Genomic DNA, 20,201 nt, shown 5'->3' on the forward strand with positions numbered 1-20,201 from the left:
GCGCCCGCTGCGCCGCGGCGCGCCTGGTGCTGGCGCCGCAGGCGCCGCGCCGCACCAACTCGTGCCCCGGGCGGTGATCTGGCTCAGCCGGGCCGGCACCAGCGCCTACTGCGCCGCGGCGTGCCTGGTGCTGGCGCCGCAGGCGCCAAGCTAGGTTAGCTCGTGCCCCAGGCGGTGGTCTAATTTCGCTAGGCCGGCGCTCGCGCGCTCGCTTCGATGTGGCGGGCGTGGTTCTGGCGCTGCAGGCGCCAAGCTGGACGCCGGATGGCGCGGGGCCGCTCTTTGCCCCGCTGGCGCTGGCGCTGGCGCTGGCGCCAGTTTCGTCTGCACACTGTCCTTATTGACAGGGTGACGGCCGTTTCAACGCGGTCAAACCACAACACCGGCTTCAGTCCGGGACTAATTTCAAAGATGTACCGTCACCTTCTTGCAATTACTGTTGCTGTCCTCGCTTCCAATTCAGCCTACGCCGATTTTCCAGGTTACTTAAAAGAACCAAGCGCCCTTGAAGGGCCGGTTACCGTAGAACGCTTGAAGTCAAAATTCGGCGCGCGACTGAAGGAAAGCAATTTCATCTGCACCTTGTCTCCGAATGCTGTATTGCGTCAGCCGCTCGAATGGGACTGCAAAACTTGGAGCGCAGAAAAGGTTCTGTTTGGAGACTTTATTCCGATGGACTCGGTTTCCTACAGAGCCCGTCCTGACGGCAAGATCGTGAGCAGCGCCTACGGTGTTAAAACTGATTGCGCCACTGCACTGAGCTATATGCTGACGGTGGGCGACACCGACCGCTACAAGAAAAGGTACAGTGCAGTCGGCTTGGAGTTTAATAAGGATTCACAGGTGCGCCAGGGCTTCATGAAGACCGACTCTGAAACCAAATTCGGCACCAACCATATTGAACTGGAACTCAACGACGGCAGGTGCGAGTTGTCAATCAGCTATGAGTCAAAATAGCTTTGCGTGAAGCAGCCCATGGCGCGCAGCGCCAGGCTGCTCTGCCCCACGATACCGGGATCAACGCTGTACGGCGTCAACCGTCTGATCCTGGTGCCGTTGATGTCCAACGGGAACACTGGGAGGCCGCCATGGCACCTGCGGAGTACACCCGGCTGCTTCGGCTGGCGCAGTTGATGGGCAATTACGGCGTCGGGTACGGCCGCGGCCTGCGGCGTCACTTTCTCGGCGAAGACGGCTTGCTCGTACCGCATACCCGCTGGATGACCTTGGCATCCAGCTCGAACCCTCGGTTCGCGGCTGCAGGCCGTGGCTACCGCGATGGCTTAGCCGGGAGCCTGCCGGCGCCGGGAGCAGATGAGGGGTCCTCGGAGACCTCGCGCGCGGCCGTGCCGCGGTGCCCCGTCCCAGACTGCCGTTGACGAGCGGCAGACCGGAGGGCTCACGGTCTCTACGACGCGGCGCGTGCTTGGTGCCGGCGCCGCAGGCGCTTCGCTAATTTGGGCCACAGCCGGTGGGCCGGTGCCCGCGCCCGCCTTCAACGCGGCGCGCCGGGTGCTGGTGCTGTAAGCGCCTCGCTGCGCCAACTCGCGCCCGGGCGGTGAACCGGCTTGGCCCACCGACGCCAATTCACCTTCCGGTGTTTTCATCGCCGAAGAGAAGCTGGTCTTGCCCGTCCATGGTTTGGTGTTCATGGCGTCGCCTGAGCCCGTCAACCAAGTCGCCGTGAAGTACGAAGCCGGGACAGTCCTTCAAGCGCTCCGCGCCGCCCCGGACGTATTCGCCGATGATCTCCGTGGTGACCCACGGCCTGCCGAGCTCTTCACAGACCGCCGCAGTAGTTTGCGAGCCCGCGCAGAAGTCGGCCACCGTGTCACCGGGCTTCGTCATGAACTCCACCAGGAAGCGAACCAGCGCCTCCGGGAAAGGTGCCCCGTGTGCACAGGCAGCCCCAACGCCCTGGCGGCCCGCTTGTACGCCTGCTGGCCAGCGCAGGCATGGCCGAAGCTCAGCACGTTGCGGGCGATGCGTCCTGGCGTGTCGTTGGCGAACGAACGGCCGGAGCGAAGCGTGTACGCGCCATCGCTGAAACTGCGCTGGCGCTGCTCACCCCCCGCGTCGATGAGCTGCTGCTGGCGCCGGGTGTGCTCGATCAGCACTCGCCTGTTGTCGGATTTGAGCCGGCGCGGGTCCGTCGTGAACCAGTAACACGGTTCCCAGCCGCTGTTGAGATGAGTGCGCTCAAGGCTCGCATAGCGCACCGGCCCAGGCGGCTTGGACAGGTTGACCCACGGCAGCCGGTCGACCAGGTGCAGTCCAAGCCGGTCCACCAGCGCAACCACCAGCCGCTCCAGGTAGATGGAGCGTGCGGGCATTTCAGGCTCGAAAACGTCGTTGCTCACGTTGAGCACCAGCGACCCGCCAGGCACGAGATGGCGCACGATCGGTTCCGTGAGCTTGCAGATGAAATCCACGTAGTCGCTCAACGGCGCGCGGCCGTAGGCCCGGCCCTTGGCAATCGGGTACGGCGGGGACGCCAGTGCAAGGCACAACGGCACGTCGATCACGGAGAAGGCGTCCTCGGCTGAAGCCCACAGGGCGATCCCGAGTTCTGTCGAGAAGCCCAGCAGGACCTTGCGGGGTGCTGGGCGCACGAACTGCCGCTTGCCCTCCCCGGTAAGGCGCCACACCCCGCGGCGCTGGGGATCACGCTCCAGCAGCCCGAGGTGCTTGAGCGTCTGTTGATGCCAACGCAGCTGGCGCTGCATGACGCTGTGCCGCCGCCCTGCTCGCCCCACTGGGCTTTTGCGCGCAAGCTCGTCCCGCGCAACAACCTGCTCATCGGCCAGCATCTCGAACAACGTCCGGTTGTTCATCGTACTGCTGTCGGCCTTTGCATAGGCCTTTGCCACAGCGTCCAGGAGCAATGACTTCATGACGGGCGTCCCTTCTGGAGATCGGCACACCCCTGTAATGTAGTGCAAAACTTCGCCATTGTGGGATTGTTTTGCAATACATTAGTGTTGCACTTTCCAAAGGAGTTGCCATGCCTACCTGCTCACAATGGGTCGATCCCGAAGTCTTCATGGAGCACGCCGGCGTCACGGTCTATCGGACGTATGTTGATGACGACACATCGCAGGGCCCTTCGACTTACAGCTTCACGCTTGACTGCCTCAGCGATGACAACCACTTCGACGTCCGCGATTTAGCGCTTCCATCGCGGCGAAAGCTTGACGAGCATCCGCCCTTCCTGGGCGAATCATTTGAGCATTACCGCCTTGCCAGTGCGCAGCAGCGCGAGGAATGGCGCAACGCCTGGACGGCGTGGCAGGCGCCCGGTGGCGGCCAGGACCAGGCCATCCAGGTGGTCTTGCGCGATGCCATTGACCGAGGATTGCTGGTGCGTCCGTCTCAGCCGTGACACGCGGCTGATTGAAAGCAGTATGCCGTTTGGTGGCCTGTAAGGTATTGCAAAACAAGACCATATAGCCCGTGTTTTGCAATACTATAAAGGCCACGGTCCACACCAGGAGCAGCAGATGAACGAAGCGGCACCCTTGAGCGCCGGGCAGTTGGAGCAGCACGCCGCCGACTGCATGCAGGCGATCTTCGACGCGTATTGCTCCGGCCCCGAAACGCTGGCTGGGCTGCAGCGAAGCATGCAGTCCCACACATCGGCCGGCATCGGCGTCCTGTTCGAGCTTGACGACGGATCGTGCATCGGCTGCGCAGACAAGCGGGGCAACAACGGGACGCTGGTGGAACGGGTCCGGCGCATCGGCTTTTGCCTGGGGCCTCAAGCGCCTGCGGTATCGGCCCGCTGGATGGACCTGGCCCGCCAGTCCTGCCCCGAGTCGGCGCTGATCGAATTCACCCGCCTCGTCAGCGATACCGCCACCAGCGCGCAGCGCTTGGCCGGTGATGTGCTGCGCGGCAATGACGCGACGGCGTGAAGTATCGACCCCAAGCGAAAGGGCACTGCGATGTGCGACGACTTCGACGCTTCTTCGCCACTGCTGGCGGTGTTGAACACGAACTGGACCCAGCCCGGTCACCGGGATGCGGCTCTGCGGGAAGGCTGGATCTTGAGCCCAGCTGACGGCAGCACGCATGGCGTGCTGCAGGTGCAGCGTGTCGACGACCCGCCGCTCATCGACCGGACCTGGGGCCTTCCCTTCACTGTCCCGGCGCTGGCATCCGACAGCGAGGCCTGGGCACTGGTGCGCGACGGCACGGCACCGCACCACCTGGCCGCGCATGCGTTGCTGGCGCAGTTCAACCCGGCGGAACTCGGCTGCATTGGCCTGGGCGCCCCGGCCGTCACCTGCCCTGCTCGCGCACCGGAGCAGCCGTGAGCTCCACGCCCTCCGCCGAAGCTCAGCGCGCAGCGTTGGTGCATGCCGCACGGGCTCATGCGGCAGACGCTGTCTGCCGCGCCGGGGCCACTGATCCCTTCTCGCCGGCGTGTGACGCTGCGGTGCTCGTGCTGCGGTACGAACTGCAACGCATCGAGCGCATGCCCTGCGAGCAGCTGGCGCACAGCGGCCCGCTCAAAACCGTCTGAAGCCTGCCCTCAGCCTTCTGAGCATGCCCGCTGTTCTGCATAGGCCTCAGCAGGACTGGTCGGCCGTCGCTCCATTGCCACCCCTTCCCAGGAGGACATGACCATGCCAGGGATTGCCATTTCGCCTTCCGCGGACGCGGCCGATCTGCTCGACAGCGAGCAGCTGACGGACACCGACTTCCACATCCTGTTGGACGCGCTCAACGCTCGCGACACCGGCGACGTCGAACGCTGGCGCCAAGCGCGCGACGGCTCTGCGCTGCAACGTCATCACGCCACTCGCGTGAAAGCCAGCGCCAGGCTGGCCGAGAAGCTGCGCCGCATGGCCAGCGCCCCCCGCAGCGTGTGATCAAGGGGCTTGCCATGCGTGAATTCACTGCGTGCGTTCGCACCGGCTGCGGCACTCAAGCCGTCGTGATCAACGCCTACGACGTGGATGACGCGCGCGAGCGGCTGCTGAAGTTGGGCTACCTGGAAGTGATCTGGGTTTTGTAAGGACCTGTCGATGCGCACCACCTACACCGTCACGGGCCGCTGGCCATTTCCTGCCGACATGCTGCGCTACGACGAAGCGCAGCCCGCAACGCCACACGATGCGGCGCTGATCGAAAGATTCTCGAATCCTTCCGAGTCCCCGTATCTGCCGGGCAGCAAGGAGGAGCGCGAGGTTTCGATCACGCTCGTTTCCGAGCGCCGCACCTTCTTCCTGCGTTCGAACTGTGCGCACCGCTGGCGTTCCTACGGTTGGCGCTCGTCGCTTGATGAAAGCCCTCAACCCGGGCCGCCGGCCGATGCATCCGGCCCGATGCTGCGCCGACGCTGCGTGCACCCGAGCGGCCGTGGCAGATACCGGGTTGTCGAAGTCGATGGCTCGACGCAAGGCCGGCTGCTCGCGGATGGGCTCAGCGCGCAGGCAGCTGCAGAGCTCGCCGCAGTCCCCGCGATGCTGGCGCTGCTGTCCTGTGCAACGGCGCCGGGCGGCATCGGCGCCCATGAGTTCAGCCGGCCAGGCGGCTGGCGTGAACAGGCCCTGCGCACCATGGGATTGGCCTGCCCCACCGAGTGAGAGCACTGCCATGTTTGTTCGCCGCAGTGCTGCGGGCGCTGCGCCAACGCTGCTCTGCGAAGCGCGCTATCGCCTGATGAGGCGCACGGCTTGAGGGGCCGCACGCGGGACGGTGCTCCCACACATGAAACGTATTGCAAAACCGACTTGGCCGCAGGTGTTTTGCAATACAATATAGGGCGTGGGCGAGAGGTTGTTTCTGTGCTTGCCCGCTGGCGTTTTACACGCCCATAGGAGGCTGTGATGGAGTTTCCAGAGAATCTTTCGGCGCAGGATATGTCGCTGCTGTGCGAGGGCATGGACAGCGTCATCGCGCGTTGCCGGGCAGCGTTTCACCTGTGCGTCAAGGCCCAGGACTGGAACAACGCTTTCCTGTGGCGCGAGCGTGCTGTTCGCGCGAGAACCTTGCAGCAGGTGGTGCGCGCGCGCTCCGCGCAGCCGCATCAACACGACTACCTTGAACCCGCCAGCCAGCAGGAGTTGCAGCGCGCGCGGGATCTGTACGCCTGCAGCGAGGCCCGGGGCATCGAGTTGGACGCGAATGCGCTGTCGGTGCGCTTACCGCAGGCCGTCTGGGTCCAGGCTTGGCTTCGACTGCCTGAGCAACGCTGAGGCACGGCATGTCCGCCCGTCGTGCTCGGCCTGCGTGGAGCAATGCTGCGGCGGGCCAGCCGGAGCCCGATCTCTTCAGCGACCAGGCGGAATGCAATCAGCGCGTGCTCGACATGCAAGAACTGCTGGCCGAGACACGGCGCTATGCGTCTGGCATGTCCCGGCTGCAGGACCTCGTGCGCGGTGGCCTTGCAGTTGGAGGCGCCGCGCTGGGCGGCATCGGCGTGGAAGTGGGCGAGCTTTCGCGTCCTGCCATCGCCGCGCTGGTGGACGCGGTGCTGCTGCACCATGCGGCCGTGTTCGTCGACTCGGGCGCGTTTGGGGCTTTCCGCCGGGGCGTCAAATCCGGTCGCTTCCAGCCGCTGGACTTCAACGCCATCCTGGCCGCGTATGACGGCCTGCTCGACGGCATCGACGACTTCAACAACTACGACCCGTACTTCGACCCTGCAGCCGAGACCGACGAAGAGGGTTTCACGGATCTGCACCTGCAGGACAGGTACGAGTCGCGCCGTGGCGTGCAACAGGAGGACTATCCGCGGCCCCTGCTTGTCATGCCTGACGTCGTGGGCGATCAGGCTCAATCGCTGGCGCTGGTGGAGCACCATCGGCGGTGGATCAGCGCCCAGCTCCAGTCAAATGCCGCGCGCATCGTCATACCTCTGCAGAAAGGCGCGCTGACCCTGGCTCAGGCCTACAGGCGCGCTGTGCGAGTGCTGGGCAACGACACCTTCATCAGCGGCATCCCTTCCAACGCCGCGGCGGTCTCCCGCAGTGAGCTGACCGCTTTCCTGCGCGAGGCCCGTCCGGCGGCGATCCACGTCCTCGGCGCGGCATCCGCGCGGCGACTCGTGCCCCGGCTGGGGTGCGTCATCGACGCCGGACTCGTTGGCCAAGTGCACGTCACTGCTGACGCCTCGCCGATGCGCTCGCACGTCCTGGGTGCAGTGCAGGACGGTGCCCGCCGCAGCGACGCCATCGCAGCCGTGCTGTACGACGACACGGACCCTAGTCATGCAGACCCGGCCGTGATGCCGCCACAAGCGAGGCTGGGTGGGCGAAGGGCATGGCAGCACGTCTGCGGCACCGCCGTGTCGCAACGCTGGCGGACCCGGGTCTTCTGCAAGCCGCCGCGCCCGTCTGGCATCACCCCTTGCCCGCCTCACGCTGCGGCTGGCTGCTGAGCCGCACTAACCGTCAACAGGAGAAGCCGCCATGCCGCGCGCACGCATCACAACGCTGTCTACTGAGGGCAGCACCCGTACCGCAAGGCTCACCTTCAGCGAAGGCTGCTACACGGTCGAGCTGTTTCTGAGCGACGCGCCTGCCCAGGATCCAGGGACAGAGCACTGCTGCACCGACCGCGCCGAGGCGGTTCGAGTCGCAGCGCGCTGGGTGTGGCCTGTCGTGGCACAGCACGGCATCGAAGCCGCACTGGGGCGGTTCGCCGCAAGACATGGCCGCGGCTGGATCGAGCAGCTGCAGGCGAACTGGCTGGCCGCGCACGCGCACGGCGATGACGGCGCCCGGCTGCAGATTCTGAGGAACAACTACGGCGTCGAGCTGCTGGCGCAGGCCGGCGCAGCGTTCAGGCCCTGACACCCTGTGCATTGTGGCCACGCTTCATCCCTCGGCCTACGACTTCAAGTCCACCTTCCCCGTGCCACGCGACGCGGATATGCGCCGCGCCGGTCGCCAAGGACTGCTGGACCAGAAAGAGTCGCGCGACGTGAGCGACGGCGACTGGGTGGCCTTCCAGCACCAGTGCTGGGCTGCGGAGATGCAGTCCTTGCACGGTGAGGTGCGCTATCTGAAATACGCCGCGGCCCGGGGCATTGATCCGGCCACGGGCCGCACGCTGCGCAATCCGCAGCACTGGCCACAACGGCTGCAACATCTGCAGCGAGAAATCCGCCGCATTGAGGCCCGGCTGCACGGCCTGCTCGGCGACTACTCGAACTACTTCGACTGGCGTGCTGCCGACGCCTTCGGCCAGTTCGTCATCGAGCAGAGCAGCGACGCCGCTGCCCTGCCGGCCCAGGCAGAGCTTTTCTGAGGACGCCAGCATTTCAGCGCCCGCCGCTGTGACATGCCTGGCCAGCGCGTAAGGTATTGCAAAAGCCAGGCGCAACAGATTTGTTTTGCGCTACTTTAGCCGGGACATCAAGGTTCAAGGAGACCGACATGACTGAGGATGACGTGGCCAAACTCAGCACGGCACGCCGAGCAGCTCGTAGCACTGAGGCGCTTCGCGAGGTTCTTCATTGCGGTCGCAACGGTGCGAGCGCGTTCTACAGGCATTTCGGCCGCTTGCGCTACAGCGATGGTGCCCGCGACGCTGCCCAGGCCAGCCAGAGCTACTGGTTGTTCGACCTGCTCGCCGCTGAAGTGGCACCGCTCATGATCCTCAAGATCAATGCCGGCGAGCTCGGCATCGCGGTCGTGAATGTCAACGTGTCGAACAGCAAGGCACTCGTGGAAGTGGTCTGCCACGCCGATTTACCGCCGCTGTGGCGCAAGGAAATCTCCTGGACGGACTTCCCGGAAGGCGAATGGTCGCTGTACGAGCTTGGCGCCCTGGAGTTCGATGGCGAAGCGTGCATCAGCATCGCTGCGGTGCTGCGCTCGGAGCAGTGATGCGACCGTACCGGGGCCGCCAATGCCCTTTGATGGCCGTGATTCACTTGCTGCTGCGCTGGCGTGTGCGGATCGCTTCTGGAGAGCGCGCCAACCCTCAACGTGGCCCGGTGTCGTACCGCCACCGGCCCAAGCGCTGAACATGCCGGGCACGCAGGTGCCGGCACCGCCGGTCCAAGATTTGGTTGCAACTGGTCGATGCAACGTGCAGGGAAGAAGGCACGCAACTGAAATGGTTATGCAATACATTCGTGGCGCAGTGCATTTGGAGAAACTTGTGCCCACGACGAAAACAACGGGAGCGAAGGCTGCGGCCACGCCGGCGGCAACCAGCGACGCCACACCGCGGCCGGCACACCGGCCGCCGAAGCATCCTGGTCAGGACATGGATTCGCTGCCAGTGCGGCTGCCTGTGGACTACAAGGAGCGCCTGCTGGCTTACTGCAACAGCCGCGATATTTCAGTGGGCGACTGGATTGAGAGCCAGATCGAACACAAACTCGAAGAAGAAATTCCAAAGGTTGATCGCCTTCCCCGAAACTCTGGCGTGTCGACCACGCTTTCGATGCGCCTTTCTACCTGGCACAAGGACCGACTGAACGAGCACTGTCAGGAGAAGGGGATTTCAATGGCTAACTGGGTTAAGGCTCGCATCAAGCGGGTTTTGAAAATCCAGTGATGAATAGTCAACCGGTTTTTTGAAAACACGCTGAACGGTTCGCTATTCAAGAATATTGCTATCGCGAGGAATTGCCTCGTGCGTTGCGCTTCGGCGGCGCAATCCAGTTCTCGCCGTTCCACACGCCTGGCCGCTCTTCGAGAGCGGGCTGCAACTCAGGAAATAGAAAACCGATGAAGTCGTCGTTTTTTGGATTGCGCATGTAGTAGTGCCGCTCGGGATCATCTTCTCTTGTCAAAAGAGCATGCACCTGCTGAGACCACTTCACCAGCCTTTCCCATTGATGCGGCTTGAGGGTGATTCGCGGCTTGAAATACTTTAGGCCCAGGATGTAAATGACATGCCAGCGCCTGCGTTCACCCTGCTCTCCCAGCACGGTATTCATGACCTCATAGGCTGATGTCAGCCGGTAGCCGACACAGACGTCCTGCTGTAGCGACAACAGCCTGTCCAACGGGCAGGCATGGCGTCGGAAAAGCTCTTCGTCTTCAGCCTGTGTCCAGCCATGGGCAGCCAGCGCGAATGCGGCTCGCCGCACCGCATCCAGCGCGCGCGCGGTTTGGTCGTCAGTGGCCTCCCCGGCCTCCCGAGCCGCACGCAAGTCCGAATGCTCGCGCACGGCGCTCAGGTACACGCCGCGCCAGTAGTCGGCGGGCTGGGCCAGCGCCTCACGGTGCTGTTGCGCGTGCTCGCTGAAGCGCTCCTCGCGCGGGCGCGCCTCCTCATTGAGCAGCGCCGCCAGCGCCGCGCGCGCCTGGACTTCGGCCGGGTGGTGTACCCACTTCTTGAAGCGTAGGTCCTTGATGACAAGATCGGCCAGCGCTTGGCGGTCGATGCGCCCGCCCAGGCTACTGAGGTCGATCTCCAACGTGGGCAGATTCACGGCCTGGATGCGCTGCAGCCGCTCGGCATCGAGATGGTTGGCCACCGTGACCTCAATGAGCAGCACATCCTCGACCGCAGGCTCTGGCGCGTTGGTGGCGTGCATGGGTGGCGGCACAGCTGGTGCATCGGCGCGAAGCGCCACCACGTCGGGCACGGTACGGCCCAGACGCTTTTCCAACTCCACCGACTTGAACCTTGCCCTCTCCGTGGGACGTGACCAATAGCGTTCCAGCACTGTGTCTTTCCCGTTCTCCACGCGGCGGCGCTGCGTGACGAACAGAGGCGGGAGCCAGATGCTGGCGGCGTCAGCCAGGATGCGCTTGACCACTAGATGCAGCAGGGACTCGTGGCGCAGGCGGCGCACCTCTTCCGCGGACAGGCCGGCCAGCTGCGGGTCCAGGGCACACAGCACGGCATCAGCTTCCGGTCCCAGCCATGCAATCGAGTCATCGGCCGCCAGGGCTTGCGCCTGCGCCTTATCAGCAGCTTGCCGCCTCAGCGTCTCGTCGTCCCAGTGGCCGCACCAGGCGGCGTCGGGTAGCAGCTCCAGCCGCTTCACGATTTCGGACGCGTCCATGATGGCAAACTCGCTGGGAACCACCACCGTGACCAAAGCGACCGGCAGGTTTCCCACAGCGGCACCGGCGTCTGCTGCCGCGGGGATCGGGCCTTTGGCACCCACGAGCTCCACGACCACGGTCCGGCCGTCGTCCAGGGTCAATACCGCCTTGGTGCTGTCCACGACCTGCGCGCGCCTCACGCGTGCGCGCCGCGCCGGCACCTCCACCCATGCGTCATAGGTCTTCCCGCTCAGACCTACGGCCCGGCCGCTGAAGCAGCGCCGTGGCAGCCAGATCTCGCCGGAGTCGATCAGGCAGGCCAGAGCGGCATGCCGCGCGGCGAGCACTACGCAGCCATCCCGGATCGAGCCGGCGGGGTGACGGAAGTGCGGGGTCACAGTGTGCTCGCCCTCCACCTTGGCGGCATTTACCGCCACCAGCGGGCTGTCGCAGTGCACGCACACGCAACCGCAGTCTGCGCCGCGCTCGCTGGCGTCCAGCGAGTGGATGTAGCGGATGTGGCCGCTGGCCGCGTGCCGGGCCCATTTCAACGGCGGCTGTTTTTTTGGCTCACGGGCAGTGACTGCGAGGGCCTTGCCAGTCGCTGTAACCCGCCAACTCGTGTTGTCTCCCATAACAACAATTGAATCATGGTCAGCCCCGTTGGCGCGGTCTGCATCGCTCTACCCGCAGCAGATCGCCCAGCAGGGCTGACGTACAAGGCTATGGTGTAGCAGGACAACACAATAGAAGCACGAAGCCGCTACTTGTGGCGGTAACGTGTATCTATGGTGCAAACTGGCGGTCTGATCTCACCAAGGAAAAGAACGATGGATTCACCTGTCCTAGAACCTGACATCACGCTCGCAACGGTGTTGGCACAAGCCGAACGGGCAGCGAACGTGGTGGCTCAGGTGCGCGGGGCCGTGCTGGCGCCGGAAGCCCGCAAGCAGCCGCCCCGGTTCACGACGGGCCAGGTCATGCAGGCTGTTGGCCTGACGAAGCCTCAGATGGACTACGCGTTGCGCAAGGGAGATCTGCCTTCTGGAGAGCTCACCGGTGCAGTGAAACGCCGCGAGTTCAGTCTTGGCGAGTACCAGGAGTGGGTGCGTGCCTATCATCCACAGGAGCAGCGGCCGCAAGGTGCGCAAGGCCTCGTGGTGTCGATCGCGAACTTCAAGGGGGGCGTGTCCAAGACCACGGTAGCCCTCACGCTCGCGCAGGGCCTGTCGCTGCGCGGCCACCGGGTGCTGGTCGTCGACACCGACCCACAAGGCTCCATCACCACGCTGTTCGGCATCCTGCCCGACACGGAAGTGCAGGACGAAGACACCGTGTTGCCGCTGGTGCAGGGCGCGCAGGCGTCAATCCGCTACGCGATCCGCCCAACCTACTGGAGCGGGATTGATCTGGTGGCTGCGGCGCCCCTGCTCTTCGGCGCAGAGTTCGCCTTGGCGGACCGAATGGCGGCTCAGCCCGGCTTCGAATACTGGCGGGTGCTGGAACGCGGCTTGGCCGACGTGCTCGGCGACTACGACGTGGTCCTGCTCGACACGCCACCGGCGCTCACCTACACCACGCTCAACGTGCTGATGGCCAGCGACGGGATCATCATGCCGCTGCCGCCCAACGCTCTAGATTTCGCCAGCTCCGCCCAGTTCTGGCGACTTTTCGGGGACATCGCCAGTGGGCTGCCGGGCGCCATGGACAAGCGCTTCAGCTTCATCAACGTGCTGCCCGCCAAGGTCGAAAGCACGGACGCCGCTGGCGCTGAGGTTCGGGCCTGGATGGGTGCTGCTTACGGCGAACGGCTCATGCCCGCTGAAGTGCCAAAGAGCGCCGCGACCAGCACGGCCAGCGCGAATTTCGGTACCGTCTACGACGCCTCGGTGGGCAGCAGCCGGACTGTCAAGCGCGCCACGGACGCTTTTGACCGGCTGGTGGACGCGGTACTGGTCCAGTGCGTGACTGCATGGCGCAAGCAGCTCGCGGAGGGCGCACGGTGAGCAAGGGTCTTTCCAAGGTCAGGAACATCCAGTTCGACATTCCGCCGGCTGATCAGGCCGCTGCGCCGACACCCTCCCCGGCCGCGGCGCCCGCGCCGGCGCGCGCGCCGTACACCGGCATCATGCGGCACTCCGCCAGCGTAGCCCAGGCGCAGCAGGCCCAGGCCCGCATCCAGCAGCTGGAGCAGGAGCGCGGCGCGCAGAAGGTTGATCCCAATACCATCCGGCCGAGCCGCTGGGCCAACCGACACGACACTGCTTTCCAAGCTGCCGCGTTCGAGTCGCTGAAAACCGAAATCGCCGACGCCGGCGGCAACGTCCAACCGATCAAGATTCGGCCGCTCGCAGAAGGGGCGGTCGATCGGGCGCGCTATGAAATCGTCTTTGGCCATCGCCGCCACCGGGCGTGCCTGGAACTCGGCTTACAGGTTCTGGCTGTCGTGCAGGAGATGGACGATCGCGAACTCTGGACCGAGATGGAGCGGGAGAACCGCAACCGCGAGGGCTTGTCAGCTTGGGAGCAGGGCATGATGTACCGGCGCGCGCTGGACGCCGGGCTGTTTCCGAGCTTGCGCATGCTCGCCTCGTCAATTGGTCGGGACTCAACGGCTGTTTCCGAAGCCGTTCGCATCGCAAGCTTGCCGGAGGAAGTGATTGCTGCATTCCCGTCGCCCAACGAGATCCAGTTTCGCTGGGCAGCGCCCCTTGCGGATGCATGCCGAGCCAATCCATCTGCCGTACGAAGCAAGGCCATCGAGATAGCGGGCACAGGCTTACCTACTGTGGAGGTCTTCAGTGCGCTGATCTCGGCTGGCAAGACCGGTGCAGGACGGTCCTGCACCGAGACTGCAGGACCGTCCTGCATCCTGCAGTTGGACCTGGGCCGTGGAGCAACCGCTCAGCTAAAGACCAAAGGCAAGCGGCTGGTATTGGAAATGGACGCCGACCTGCTCCCACCGGAACGGCGTGCCGAGCTGGCGCCGCTGCTACGTAAGCTGCTGAAGCGTTGACCCGACGCACAGCAAGGCAAACCGTCACCACGGGACAGGGGTGCAGGATATTTTTGCCTCCCACTATTTTGAAGCTGGACTGCACTGCGACTGCGCAGCCGACAACGAAGGAACAAGCGCAGTACAGGAGGTTCTGCGGGCAGCGTGCAGGACCGTCCTGCACTTCAGAGTCGCACCTGTGGCCCGGGGCGATAGTGCTGTCAGGAACCTTGAGCAGGCTCATGCCGCTGCCACTGACAAAGCGGCAGGCCGAGAGTCCACTCTCCAGCTGAATGGCGTGTTGGGCCCGCCATAAGATTGCGGCTCGATGTCAGGAACTGCATGAGCACGCCGAAGAAGGAAAAGAAGATCGCCAGACACCGCGCATCTGGGAACGCTGATGGCGATGTCAGCCAAGCCAAGCCGCCGTCTCCCAGGATGCGCGGGCAACAAAAGCATGTTGCCAGTGCCAAATCCACCGGGGCCCGTGGCGTCTCGTTCGAACACCGGGTTCAGGCTATGCGGCTCCTCGCCATGTGCCTGGAGGCGCCGTGTGCCGGCATTCCCGAGGAGTTCACGATTGTCAAGATCAGCTTCCAGGGCCGCGTTATGGGCCACAACACGGATGACCTGGTCCTGACGATCGCCTCGCCGACGGGCGATACCGGCACGGTGCGCATGCAAATGAAGCGTAAGCTGACGCCGACCGCCAAAAACAAGACGTTCGAAGAAGCGATCGGCTTGGCCTGGCTGGATTTCAAGGAGGCAACCTTCCGGCCCGGCGTCGACGCAACCTTGATCGTCTACCAGAGCGCCAGTGCCAACTCAATGGAAGCCGCTGTGGAGGTCGCGTCCATGGCCAGGACCACCAGCGCTGCGGCAGACTGGCACACGAAGGTCCATGCTGCTGCCTTCAGCAACGATCGCAACCGGGAAGCCTTTAAGGCCATCCAGGCGGCGGCCGAGTTGTACAACAAGACCGCAGTCCCGCTCGAGGATTTGCATCAGTTCGTTGTGCACCTCAGGTTTCTACAGCACGACCTCGATTCGGATAGTACGGCCGAGGTCACGGGGCAGAAGATGCTGCTCACGACGGCGATGGTGCCAAACGCACATACCGGCCGTGTCTGGGCGCACTTGGTGCAAGTGTGCGCGGACCTCAACAGCGTCGGTGGTGACGTCGACTTGGCGACCGTCGAGCGCCACATCGGCCGGCCGCTTGCGATCTCGTTCCAGGCGGCTCGCGTGATGCGCAAGCAGCTGGAGGCCGGCCAGATCGACTTTGCGCTTTACGCGGCGCAACCCCCAGCAGGCCACGGAGTCAGCCAGACGACCGAGTTCCTGGCGCTCAATCCCGGGCTGGGTGCAAGTCCTCAGGCCGGCCTCGGCTACCACGAGGTTGCGCCGGTCGCGCGAGCGACATCGCCTAACAAGGTCGTGTCCCGCCAGCTCAAGAGCATTGACGCGTTGAGAGAGGAGGGTCGGTTCGCCGATGCCCTTAGCCAGCTGAAGGTGCTTGGCCACGACATGAACGACTTCGACGTCCACCAACGGGCGCTGTGGTACTGGCTGCGCGGTATGGCTCGCTGGCACGTCGAGGAGGATGCCTCGGATGCGGCTGACGACCTGATCAAGGCCGCCGACCTTTGCGACGACGAGGACAAGCTAGCCGCGGCCCGAATCCGGGGGCTCTTACTCAAAGAGCAGCTCGACGAGGCAATCGCCGCGGGCAATGCGGCAATAGAGCGCTTCCCGGAGTCGTTCCTCGTCTGGGCCGCTACCGCGAACGCCAGGCTCATGGGCGGGCAGCCGCTGACACCAGCCGACATCCCCCGCGAGCACGCTAACAAGGCGGTGGCTTGGCAGTTGGTCGCGGCGTCGCAGGAGCGCGGCGGCGACCACGCCGGCGCCTTCGAGAGCGCAAAGATCGCTTTATCAAAGGGCGATGCGACCTTCTTCACCAGGGAAGCGCTGCTTCGCTACGCGCTGCGGCTGGTCTCCGAAGATGGGTTGACCCTTGGGTACCGGATGGTGCCGTCCGACCAGCGCGTACGCCTTGATGAGGCGATCGCAGCGTTCTCGGACCGCCCTAAGTCGCTGTGGTCTGTCCAGAGCCCTGCAGCCCAAGCTGCGGCCCTGACGCATCTGGGCTATGCCTTCCTCCTGACCCACTGTGCCGACAAGGCGTTGGCATTGATCGAAGAAGCGCGCGCCCGTGGGGCACCGTCCGATTCATCGCTGTTCCGCGTCGAGATGGAGGCATTGAGCGACTTGGGCCGTGCACCGGAGGTGCTCACCAAGTTCGAGTCGAAGCTACCCGAGCTGCCCGACGAGGCGTTGGTTTCGTACACGCAGGTGGCCGTTTCCGAGGGAGATTTCGCCCGCGTCGAGGCAGCTGGTGCTGAGGCCATGCGACGGACTGGCAAGCCGGGGGCCGAGCGGCTGCAAACGGCGTTGCGACTGCTGCGTTGGAACTTGCTTCTCATTCAGGGGCGTGCCGCAGATCTGCGCGCAGAAGCGGCCGCAGCTGGTGTCACGGCGGCCAGTTCGTCAATTCCGGACATGGTGTTTGCGGCCCGGGCGAACCTCGAGCCCGACGGAGACAAAGCGCTGGCCGAGCAGCTGATCGAGCGCGTTGCGGAGCTGTGTTCCGCGGGTGACCTGCCGAGCGAAGCACACGTGGGCGCAAAGCTGCTGTTCCACGCACAGCGCTATGCGGCCGCGGCTACGGTCTTCGCTCGCATCTTGGTGCCGACGTCGTTCTCGGAGCTGCACTTGGACCTGCTGTATTGCTACGTGAAAACGGGGCAACGCGCGAAGGGCCGCAAGCTGCTCGAGTCCATGTCGCCCGATTGGAAGCGCGACCAGCATGCTCGACACATGGCTATCGATCTGGCCCAACAGGCTGGCGACTGGACCATGGTGGCAGAGCTGGTCGAGCTCGAAGTTTCGGTGGAGCCCAAGCGCGCGACCGGATGGCTGCTACGCATCCTCGCCGCAGCGAATATGGAGTCGCCGGAACTCTCTGCGGTGATAGGAGGGGCGCCCTGCGACCTTCACGGGTCCATTCAGGAGATCACGCGGCTGGCCGCCGCTGAGATGCGCTACGGGCATGCAGAGAAGGGCCTGCAGCGGATCTATCGCCTCAGGCGTGAGCGCATGGGCGACGTGGAAGCGGCAGCTCTGCACTTGACGGCAGTGCTGCTTATGGAGACCGCGCTGCCTGAGATCGAGTTCGTCCCTCAGGTCGCTGGCCCTGGAACGAGCGTCGTGCTGATCGACGACGAGGGCAACCGTCGCCGGTTGACGATCGACCCTGAGGAAATGGATGGACTCGTGCCCAGCGATGAGTTCGTTTCTCCAAACGATGACTTTGCCCGGCGCTTGGCAGGCCTTGCCGTCGGCGCCACGATCGAGGTGCCGCGCCCGTTCCAGGAGCCGAAGACGTACCGGCTCGACCAGTTGCAGTCGGCGCACCGCAGCTTAATCGACGCATCGTACAAAGCTGTGGCCACGGCGTTGAACCCGCCCAGAAGCGTGGCCGCCATGTCGCTCCAGATGGAAGACGACGGGACGCCCGATTTGACCGAGATTCGGCGGCAGATCGAGAAGCGCACTGAGTTTGCGGTCGAGACGATGGATTTGTACAAGAAGCGCTCCGCCACCCTAAGTGTGGTCGCGCGGCGGCTGGGCCATGACGTGATTGACCTGGTGCGTAGTTGGCCGACCACCGGGCCGAAAATGGAGGTGGGATCCGGCAGCATTGAGGGACACGCCGAGTTGCAGCAATTGCTCGGGAACGAGGCGCCCTGGGTCGTCGACCTGACGATGCTCACTGAACTGGCCATGCTCGGGCACCTCGACGTGCTGCGCTACCTGCCGAAAGTCTTCGTAGCTTCTGCGACACGCGACGCCGTCGGCGCGAAGTTGGAAAGCACCGCAGCCTACCGGCACACTGGGACAATGTTCGCCCATGAAGGGCAGATCAGCTTCCGCGAGACCACTGAAGATGACTGGCGTCGGGAGCGGGAGGTTCTTCAGGCCATAGCGAAGGCGATCAAAGACCATTGCACCGTCTTGCCGGTTTGGGGGCCCGACGACATTGGTCCGTCCTTGGTCAGGGTCAGCAAAGTCTTGAGCGCTCAAGAGTACGCCTCTGTGCTGCTCTGCCAAGAACGCGGTGCGAGCTTGCTCACACTTGACGATCGCCTCAGAAAGATCGCGAGTCTCTTCGGCGTGAAGTCAGTCTGGCCGCAGGAACTACTCCTCCACATGGCTGCGGCGGGCAGGATTAAGGCCTTGGACTACTCGCTGGCCGTCATCAAGATGATGCTGTGGCGGCGCACGTTCGTAGCGCTTACGGTGGACGACCTGACCGCTCTGATGGACCAGGGCGAGCCGTGGGTGTCAGTGGGCATCAATGCGCTGCGGGAGTACCTTACCGATCCCGTTTTGAGATTCGACTCAAGCGTCAATGTGGTTGTGACGTTTCTCGGCTGGTTGTACGCGCGCGGCAACTGCGAGTTCGGCGTTGTGCTCGAGTTGATCGAATACTTGTTTGAGGCGCTCATGCGCCACAAGGACTGCCCCAAAGACTGGGCACCGCGTTGCACCATGCTGCTCTTTGCCGAATTTGTACCCGCCGAGCTGGGGCTGGCGGAAGAGAGGTGCATCGCCGAGTTCGTGCGACGCGCTGTCGAGCGGACCAAGCACCCGATGAAGCCAGTGACGGTAAAAGCCAAGGTGCTGCACATCGCGGAAATGCCGCGGTTTGTCTCCGGCGACATTCAGGATGCCGACCAAGTGGCGCGGGAACAGGTCGCCGAAGAAAATCGGGTGGCCGAGCCCAGTGAAACGTCGGCCACTGGGCCGACCGAAGGCCAGGAGCAGCCCCTACCAGCAATCTAGGCTGTGTCTGGAAAGGCATGCGGGTAGCTGCGGGGCTGGGCTTTGAGCATTCCTGGGAGGGAAGCCATGGCCCAGTACAGGCACAGCCTGTCAGATGAAGAGTGGGCACTGCTGATGCCGCTGCTGCCGCCACGCGAGACAAACGGCAGGCCGTACGGCGACCACCGTGCCATGCTCGACGCGATGTTCTACCGGCTGTGCACTGGCACGCCATGGCGTGATCTGCCGTGCCGCTTCGGCCCCTGGCAGAGCGTGTACTGGCGTTGGCGCCAGTGGTCCAAGTGCGGGCTGTGGGACCGGGTGCTGCAGACCCTTCAGGGCTGGCTGGAGGCCTGCGGCGCCATCGACTGGACGCTCATGTGCATCGACGGTACCAACGTACGCGCGCACCGCGCCGCCGCGGGTGCCAAGGACACCACAGCGTGCGGTGAGCCGGCCGATCATGCCTTGGGCCGCAGCCGCGGCGGCTGGGGTACCAAGGTCCATCTGGTGACGGACGGTGCGGGACTGGCACTGGTGGCTGCGCTCACACCTGGACAAGCTGGCGAAGCGCCCCAGGCCACTGCGCTGCTGGAGCGGATACGGGTATGCCGACCCACGGGCACGGTGCGTCAGCGGCCTGAGCGACTGGCTGGCGACAAGGCATATAGCCATCGCCATATCCGCACCTGGCTGCGCCGGCGCCATGTACGGGCCGTCATCCCAGAGCGACGTGATCAACTGGCGCGCCGCCGTGGCCGGCCACTCCATTTCGACGCTGCTCAATATCGCCGCCGCAACGTAGTGGAGCGCTGCGTAGGGCGCTTCAAGGAGTACCGCGCCGTGGCCACGCGGTTCGACAAGTTGGCGGTGCAGTTCCTGGCCACCATCAAGCTAGCCATGATCCGGCAGCACCTGAAAGCCTTTCCAGACACAGCCTAGGCGCGCCGTCTTGCGCGGCTGTACCCAGTCCATGAGCTGCTGCTGCCCGCCACGTTGAATGCTCAGGCGTAGGTCGGCCAGCGAGAGCAACCCGGCGCGGCGCAGCCGATAGGCAGTGGCGCAATTGCTTGTCGCGGCTCTATTCGCCAGCCCGCTGGCCCTACTTAGCCAACTTGCCTGCAGTTTTATTTATAGGAGATTATGAACGCTTATTTATGTTAAAAATGCCTGCCGCCGGGCTCCCGCGAGTCAGCGCAGCTACACCAACGGCACGGAGCGCTGCAGCCGGGCCGTGATGGCGCGGAAGCCACCTTCAAGCGGTGCCGCGTGGTGGTGGATCCATTTGGCCGCGGCCTCGCTGCACGGCAGGCCCCGATCTCGTCCAGGCGCTGCGGGTCGTTGGCGACGACGCT

At 64.4% G+C, this 20,201-nt stretch carries 21 protein-coding genes; 18 read left to right on the plus strand and 3 right to left on the minus strand.

Annotated elements, in window-relative coordinates; all coding sequences use genetic code 11:
- Nucleotides 1-264 precede the first annotated feature (264 nt).
- Nucleotides 265-957 (plus strand): hypothetical protein, encoded by a 693-nt coding sequence (locus ALA01S_RS33125; RefSeq protein WP_169805947.1) that lies wholly within the window; start codon nucleotides 265-267, stop codon nucleotides 955-957.
- Between the two features lie 630 nt (nucleotides 958-1,587).
- Here ALA01S_RS33125 and ALA01S_RS17080 read toward each other — a convergent pair.
- Both ALA01S_RS17080 and ALA01S_RS17085 read right to left on the minus strand, forming a co-directional pair.
- Nucleotides 1,588-1,848 (minus strand): DNA methyltransferase, encoded by a 261-nt coding sequence (locus ALA01S_RS17080; protein ID WP_066338596.1) that lies wholly within the window; start codon nucleotides 1,846-1,848, stop codon nucleotides 1,588-1,590.
- Nucleotides 1,845-2,894 (minus strand): winged helix-turn-helix domain-containing protein, encoded by a 1,050-nt coding sequence (locus ALA01S_RS17085; protein WP_084267661.1) that lies wholly within the window; start codon nucleotides 2,892-2,894, stop codon nucleotides 1,845-1,847. The genes ALA01S_RS17080 and ALA01S_RS17085 overlap by 4 nt, the downstream gene beginning before the upstream one ends.
- 110 nt (nucleotides 2,895-3,004) lie before the next feature.
- Here ALA01S_RS17085 and ALA01S_RS17090 point away from each other — a divergent pair, with 110 nt between their 5' ends.
- The 13 genes from ALA01S_RS17090 (at nucleotide 3,005) to ALA01S_RS33135 (ending at nucleotide 9,519) form a co-directional block, all read left to right on the plus strand.
- On the plus strand, nucleotides 3,005-3,382 hold the full coding sequence (locus tag ALA01S_RS17090) for a hypothetical protein (protein ID WP_066338601.1): 378 nt from the start codon (nucleotides 3,005-3,007) through the stop codon (nucleotides 3,380-3,382).
- A 118-nt stretch (nucleotides 3,383-3,500) separates the two neighbouring features.
- The gene (locus ALA01S_RS17095; protein ID WP_066338603.1) at nucleotides 3,501-3,914 is read left to right on the plus strand and encodes a hypothetical protein; all 414 of its coding nucleotides are present in this window, start codon (nucleotides 3,501-3,503) and stop codon (nucleotides 3,912-3,914) included.
- 132 nt (nucleotides 3,915-4,046) lie between these two features.
- Nucleotides 4,047-4,316, plus strand: a complete 270-nt coding sequence (locus ALA01S_RS17100; protein ID WP_157119074.1) for a hypothetical protein — start codon at nucleotides 4,047-4,049, stop codon at nucleotides 4,314-4,316.
- On the plus strand, nucleotides 4,313-4,525 hold the full coding sequence (locus tag ALA01S_RS33130) for a hypothetical protein (RefSeq protein ID WP_157119075.1): 213 nt from the start codon (nucleotides 4,313-4,315) through the stop codon (nucleotides 4,523-4,525). The genes ALA01S_RS17100 and ALA01S_RS33130 overlap by 4 nt, the downstream gene beginning before the upstream one ends.
- A gap of 97 nt (nucleotides 4,526-4,622) precedes the next feature.
- On the plus strand, nucleotides 4,623-4,874 hold the full coding sequence (locus ALA01S_RS17105) for a hypothetical protein (RefSeq protein WP_066338609.1): 252 nt from the start codon (nucleotides 4,623-4,625) through the stop codon (nucleotides 4,872-4,874).
- A gap of 14 nt (nucleotides 4,875-4,888) precedes the next feature.
- Entirely contained in the window at nucleotides 4,889-5,020 is a 132-nt protein-coding gene (locus tag ALA01S_RS35225) for a hypothetical protein (protein WP_259375527.1), read from the plus strand.
- Nucleotides 5,021-5,030: 10 nt separating this feature from the next.
- Nucleotides 5,031-5,591 carry a hypothetical protein gene (locus ALA01S_RS17110; protein WP_066338612.1) on the plus strand — a complete coding sequence of 187 codons (561 nt, stop codon included), beginning with the start codon at nucleotides 5,031-5,033 and terminating at the stop codon, nucleotides 5,589-5,591.
- 243 nt (nucleotides 5,592-5,834) lie between these two features.
- The gene (locus ALA01S_RS17115; protein ID WP_066338615.1) at nucleotides 5,835-6,203 is read left to right on the plus strand and encodes a hypothetical protein; all 369 of its coding nucleotides are present in this window, start codon (nucleotides 5,835-5,837) and stop codon (nucleotides 6,201-6,203) included.
- Nucleotides 6,204-6,211: 8 nt separating this feature from the next.
- On the plus strand, nucleotides 6,212-7,387 hold the full coding sequence (locus tag ALA01S_RS17120; RefSeq protein WP_157119076.1) for a hypothetical protein: 1,176 nt from the start codon (nucleotides 6,212-6,214) through the stop codon (nucleotides 7,385-7,387).
- Nucleotides 7,388-7,418: 31 nt separating this feature from the next.
- Nucleotides 7,419-7,802, plus strand: a complete 384-nt coding sequence (locus ALA01S_RS17125) for a hypothetical protein (protein ID WP_066338619.1) — start codon at nucleotides 7,419-7,421, stop codon at nucleotides 7,800-7,802.
- Between the two features lie 130 nt (nucleotides 7,803-7,932).
- Nucleotides 7,933-8,259, plus strand: coding sequence for a hypothetical protein (locus ALA01S_RS17130; RefSeq protein ID WP_157119077.1), 327 nt, complete (start codon nucleotides 7,933-7,935; stop codon nucleotides 8,257-8,259).
- Between the two features lie 128 nt (nucleotides 8,260-8,387).
- Nucleotides 8,388-8,840, plus strand: a complete 453-nt coding sequence (locus tag ALA01S_RS17135; RefSeq protein WP_157119078.1) for a DUF6876 family protein — start codon at nucleotides 8,388-8,390, stop codon at nucleotides 8,838-8,840.
- A 142-nt stretch (nucleotides 8,841-8,982) separates the two neighbouring features.
- A complete protein-coding gene (locus ALA01S_RS33135; protein ID WP_169805948.1) occupies nucleotides 8,983-9,519 on the plus strand; it encodes a hypothetical protein in 537 nt (178 codons plus the stop codon).
- A gap of 58 nt (nucleotides 9,520-9,577) precedes the next feature.
- Here the strand turns inward: ALA01S_RS33135 and ALA01S_RS17140 are convergent, their stop codons facing one another.
- Nucleotides 9,578-11,599, minus strand: coding sequence for a hypothetical protein (locus ALA01S_RS17140; RefSeq protein ID WP_157119080.1), 2,022 nt, complete (start codon nucleotides 11,597-11,599; stop codon nucleotides 9,578-9,580).
- 195 nt (nucleotides 11,600-11,794) lie between these two features.
- Here ALA01S_RS17140 and ALA01S_RS17145 point away from each other — a divergent pair, with 195 nt between their 5' ends.
- The 4 genes from ALA01S_RS17145 to ALA01S_RS17160 all read left to right on the plus strand — a co-directional run bounded on the left by ALA01S_RS17145 (nucleotide 11,795) and on the right by ALA01S_RS17160 (nucleotide 19,788).
- Nucleotides 11,795-12,970 (plus strand): ParA family protein, encoded by a 1,176-nt coding sequence (locus ALA01S_RS17145; protein ID WP_066338627.1) that lies wholly within the window; start codon nucleotides 11,795-11,797, stop codon nucleotides 12,968-12,970.
- Nucleotides 12,967-13,980, plus strand: a complete 1,014-nt coding sequence (locus tag ALA01S_RS17150) for a ParB/RepB/Spo0J family partition protein (protein WP_066338629.1) — start codon at nucleotides 12,967-12,969, stop codon at nucleotides 13,978-13,980. Before ALA01S_RS17145 ends, ALA01S_RS17150 begins: the two co-directional genes overlap by 4 nt.
- A gap of 321 nt (nucleotides 13,981-14,301) precedes the next feature.
- Nucleotides 14,302-18,867 (plus strand): PIN domain-containing protein, encoded by a 4,566-nt coding sequence (locus ALA01S_RS17155; protein ID WP_157119081.1) that lies wholly within the window; start codon nucleotides 14,302-14,304, stop codon nucleotides 18,865-18,867.
- Nucleotides 18,868-18,933: 66 nt separating this feature from the next.
- Complete coding sequence (locus tag ALA01S_RS17160; RefSeq protein ID WP_066338634.1) at nucleotides 18,934-19,788, plus strand: IS5 family transposase; 855 nt, start codon at nucleotides 18,934-18,936, stop codon at nucleotides 19,786-19,788.
- Nucleotides 19,789-20,201: the final 413 nt, after the last annotated feature.

The organism is Azohydromonas lata NBRC 102462 (assembly GCF_001571085.1).
GTDB lineage: Bacteria > Pseudomonadota > Gammaproteobacteria > Burkholderiales > Burkholderiaceae_C > Azohydromonas > Azohydromonas lata.

What these genes read in the sequence shown, in the direction of transcription:
- ALA01S_RS17135 (WP_157119078.1), top strand. Translation starts at nt 8,388, where the DNA reads ATGACTGAGGATGACGTGGCCAAACTCAGCACGGCACGCCGAGCAGCT.
- ALA01S_RS17160 (WP_066338634.1), top strand. Translation starts at nt 18,934, where the DNA reads ATGGCCCAGTACAGGCACAGCCTGTCAGATGAAGAGTGGGCACTGCTG.
- ALA01S_RS33135 (WP_169805948.1), top strand. Translation starts at nt 8,983, where the DNA reads ATGCCGGGCACGCAGGTGCCGGCACCGCCGGTCCAAGATTTGGTTGCA.
- ALA01S_RS17125 (WP_066338619.1), top strand. Translation starts at nt 7,419, where the DNA reads ATGCCGCGCGCACGCATCACAACGCTGTCTACTGAGGGCAGCACCCGT.
- ALA01S_RS17140 (WP_157119080.1), bottom strand. Translation starts at nt 11,599, where the DNA reads ATGGGAGACAACACGAGTTGGCGGGTTACAGCGACTGGCAAGGCCCTC.
- ALA01S_RS33125 (WP_169805947.1), top strand. Translation starts at nt 265, where the DNA reads ATGGCGCGGGGCCGCTCTTTGCCCCGCTGGCGCTGGCGCTGGCGCTGG.
- ALA01S_RS17115 (WP_066338615.1), top strand. Translation starts at nt 5,835, where the DNA reads ATGGAGTTTCCAGAGAATCTTTCGGCGCAGGATATGTCGCTGCTGTGC.
- ALA01S_RS17155 (WP_157119081.1), top strand. Translation starts at nt 14,302, where the DNA reads ATGAGCACGCCGAAGAAGGAAAAGAAGATCGCCAGACACCGCGCATCT.
- ALA01S_RS17120 (WP_157119076.1), top strand. Translation starts at nt 6,212, where the DNA reads ATGTCCGCCCGTCGTGCTCGGCCTGCGTGGAGCAATGCTGCGGCGGGC.
- ALA01S_RS17085 (WP_084267661.1), bottom strand. Translation starts at nt 2,894, where the DNA reads ATGAAGTCATTGCTCCTGGACGCTGTGGCAAAGGCCTATGCAAAGGCC.
- ALA01S_RS17105 (WP_066338609.1), top strand. Translation starts at nt 4,623, where the DNA reads ATGACCATGCCAGGGATTGCCATTTCGCCTTCCGCGGACGCGGCCGAT.
- ALA01S_RS17110 (WP_066338612.1), top strand. Translation starts at nt 5,031, where the DNA reads ATGCGCACCACCTACACCGTCACGGGCCGCTGGCCATTTCCTGCCGAC.
- ALA01S_RS17095 (WP_066338603.1), top strand. Translation starts at nt 3,501, where the DNA reads ATGAACGAAGCGGCACCCTTGAGCGCCGGGCAGTTGGAGCAGCACGCC.
- ALA01S_RS17145 (WP_066338627.1), top strand. Translation starts at nt 11,795, where the DNA reads ATGGATTCACCTGTCCTAGAACCTGACATCACGCTCGCAACGGTGTTG.
- ALA01S_RS35225 (WP_259375527.1), top strand. Translation starts at nt 4,889, where the DNA reads ATGCGTGAATTCACTGCGTGCGTTCGCACCGGCTGCGGCACTCAAGCC.
- ALA01S_RS17080 (WP_066338596.1), bottom strand. Translation starts at nt 1,848, where the DNA reads ATGACGAAGCCCGGTGACACGGTGGCCGACTTCTGCGCGGGCTCGCAA.
- ALA01S_RS17090 (WP_066338601.1), top strand. Translation starts at nt 3,005, where the DNA reads ATGCCTACCTGCTCACAATGGGTCGATCCCGAAGTCTTCATGGAGCAC.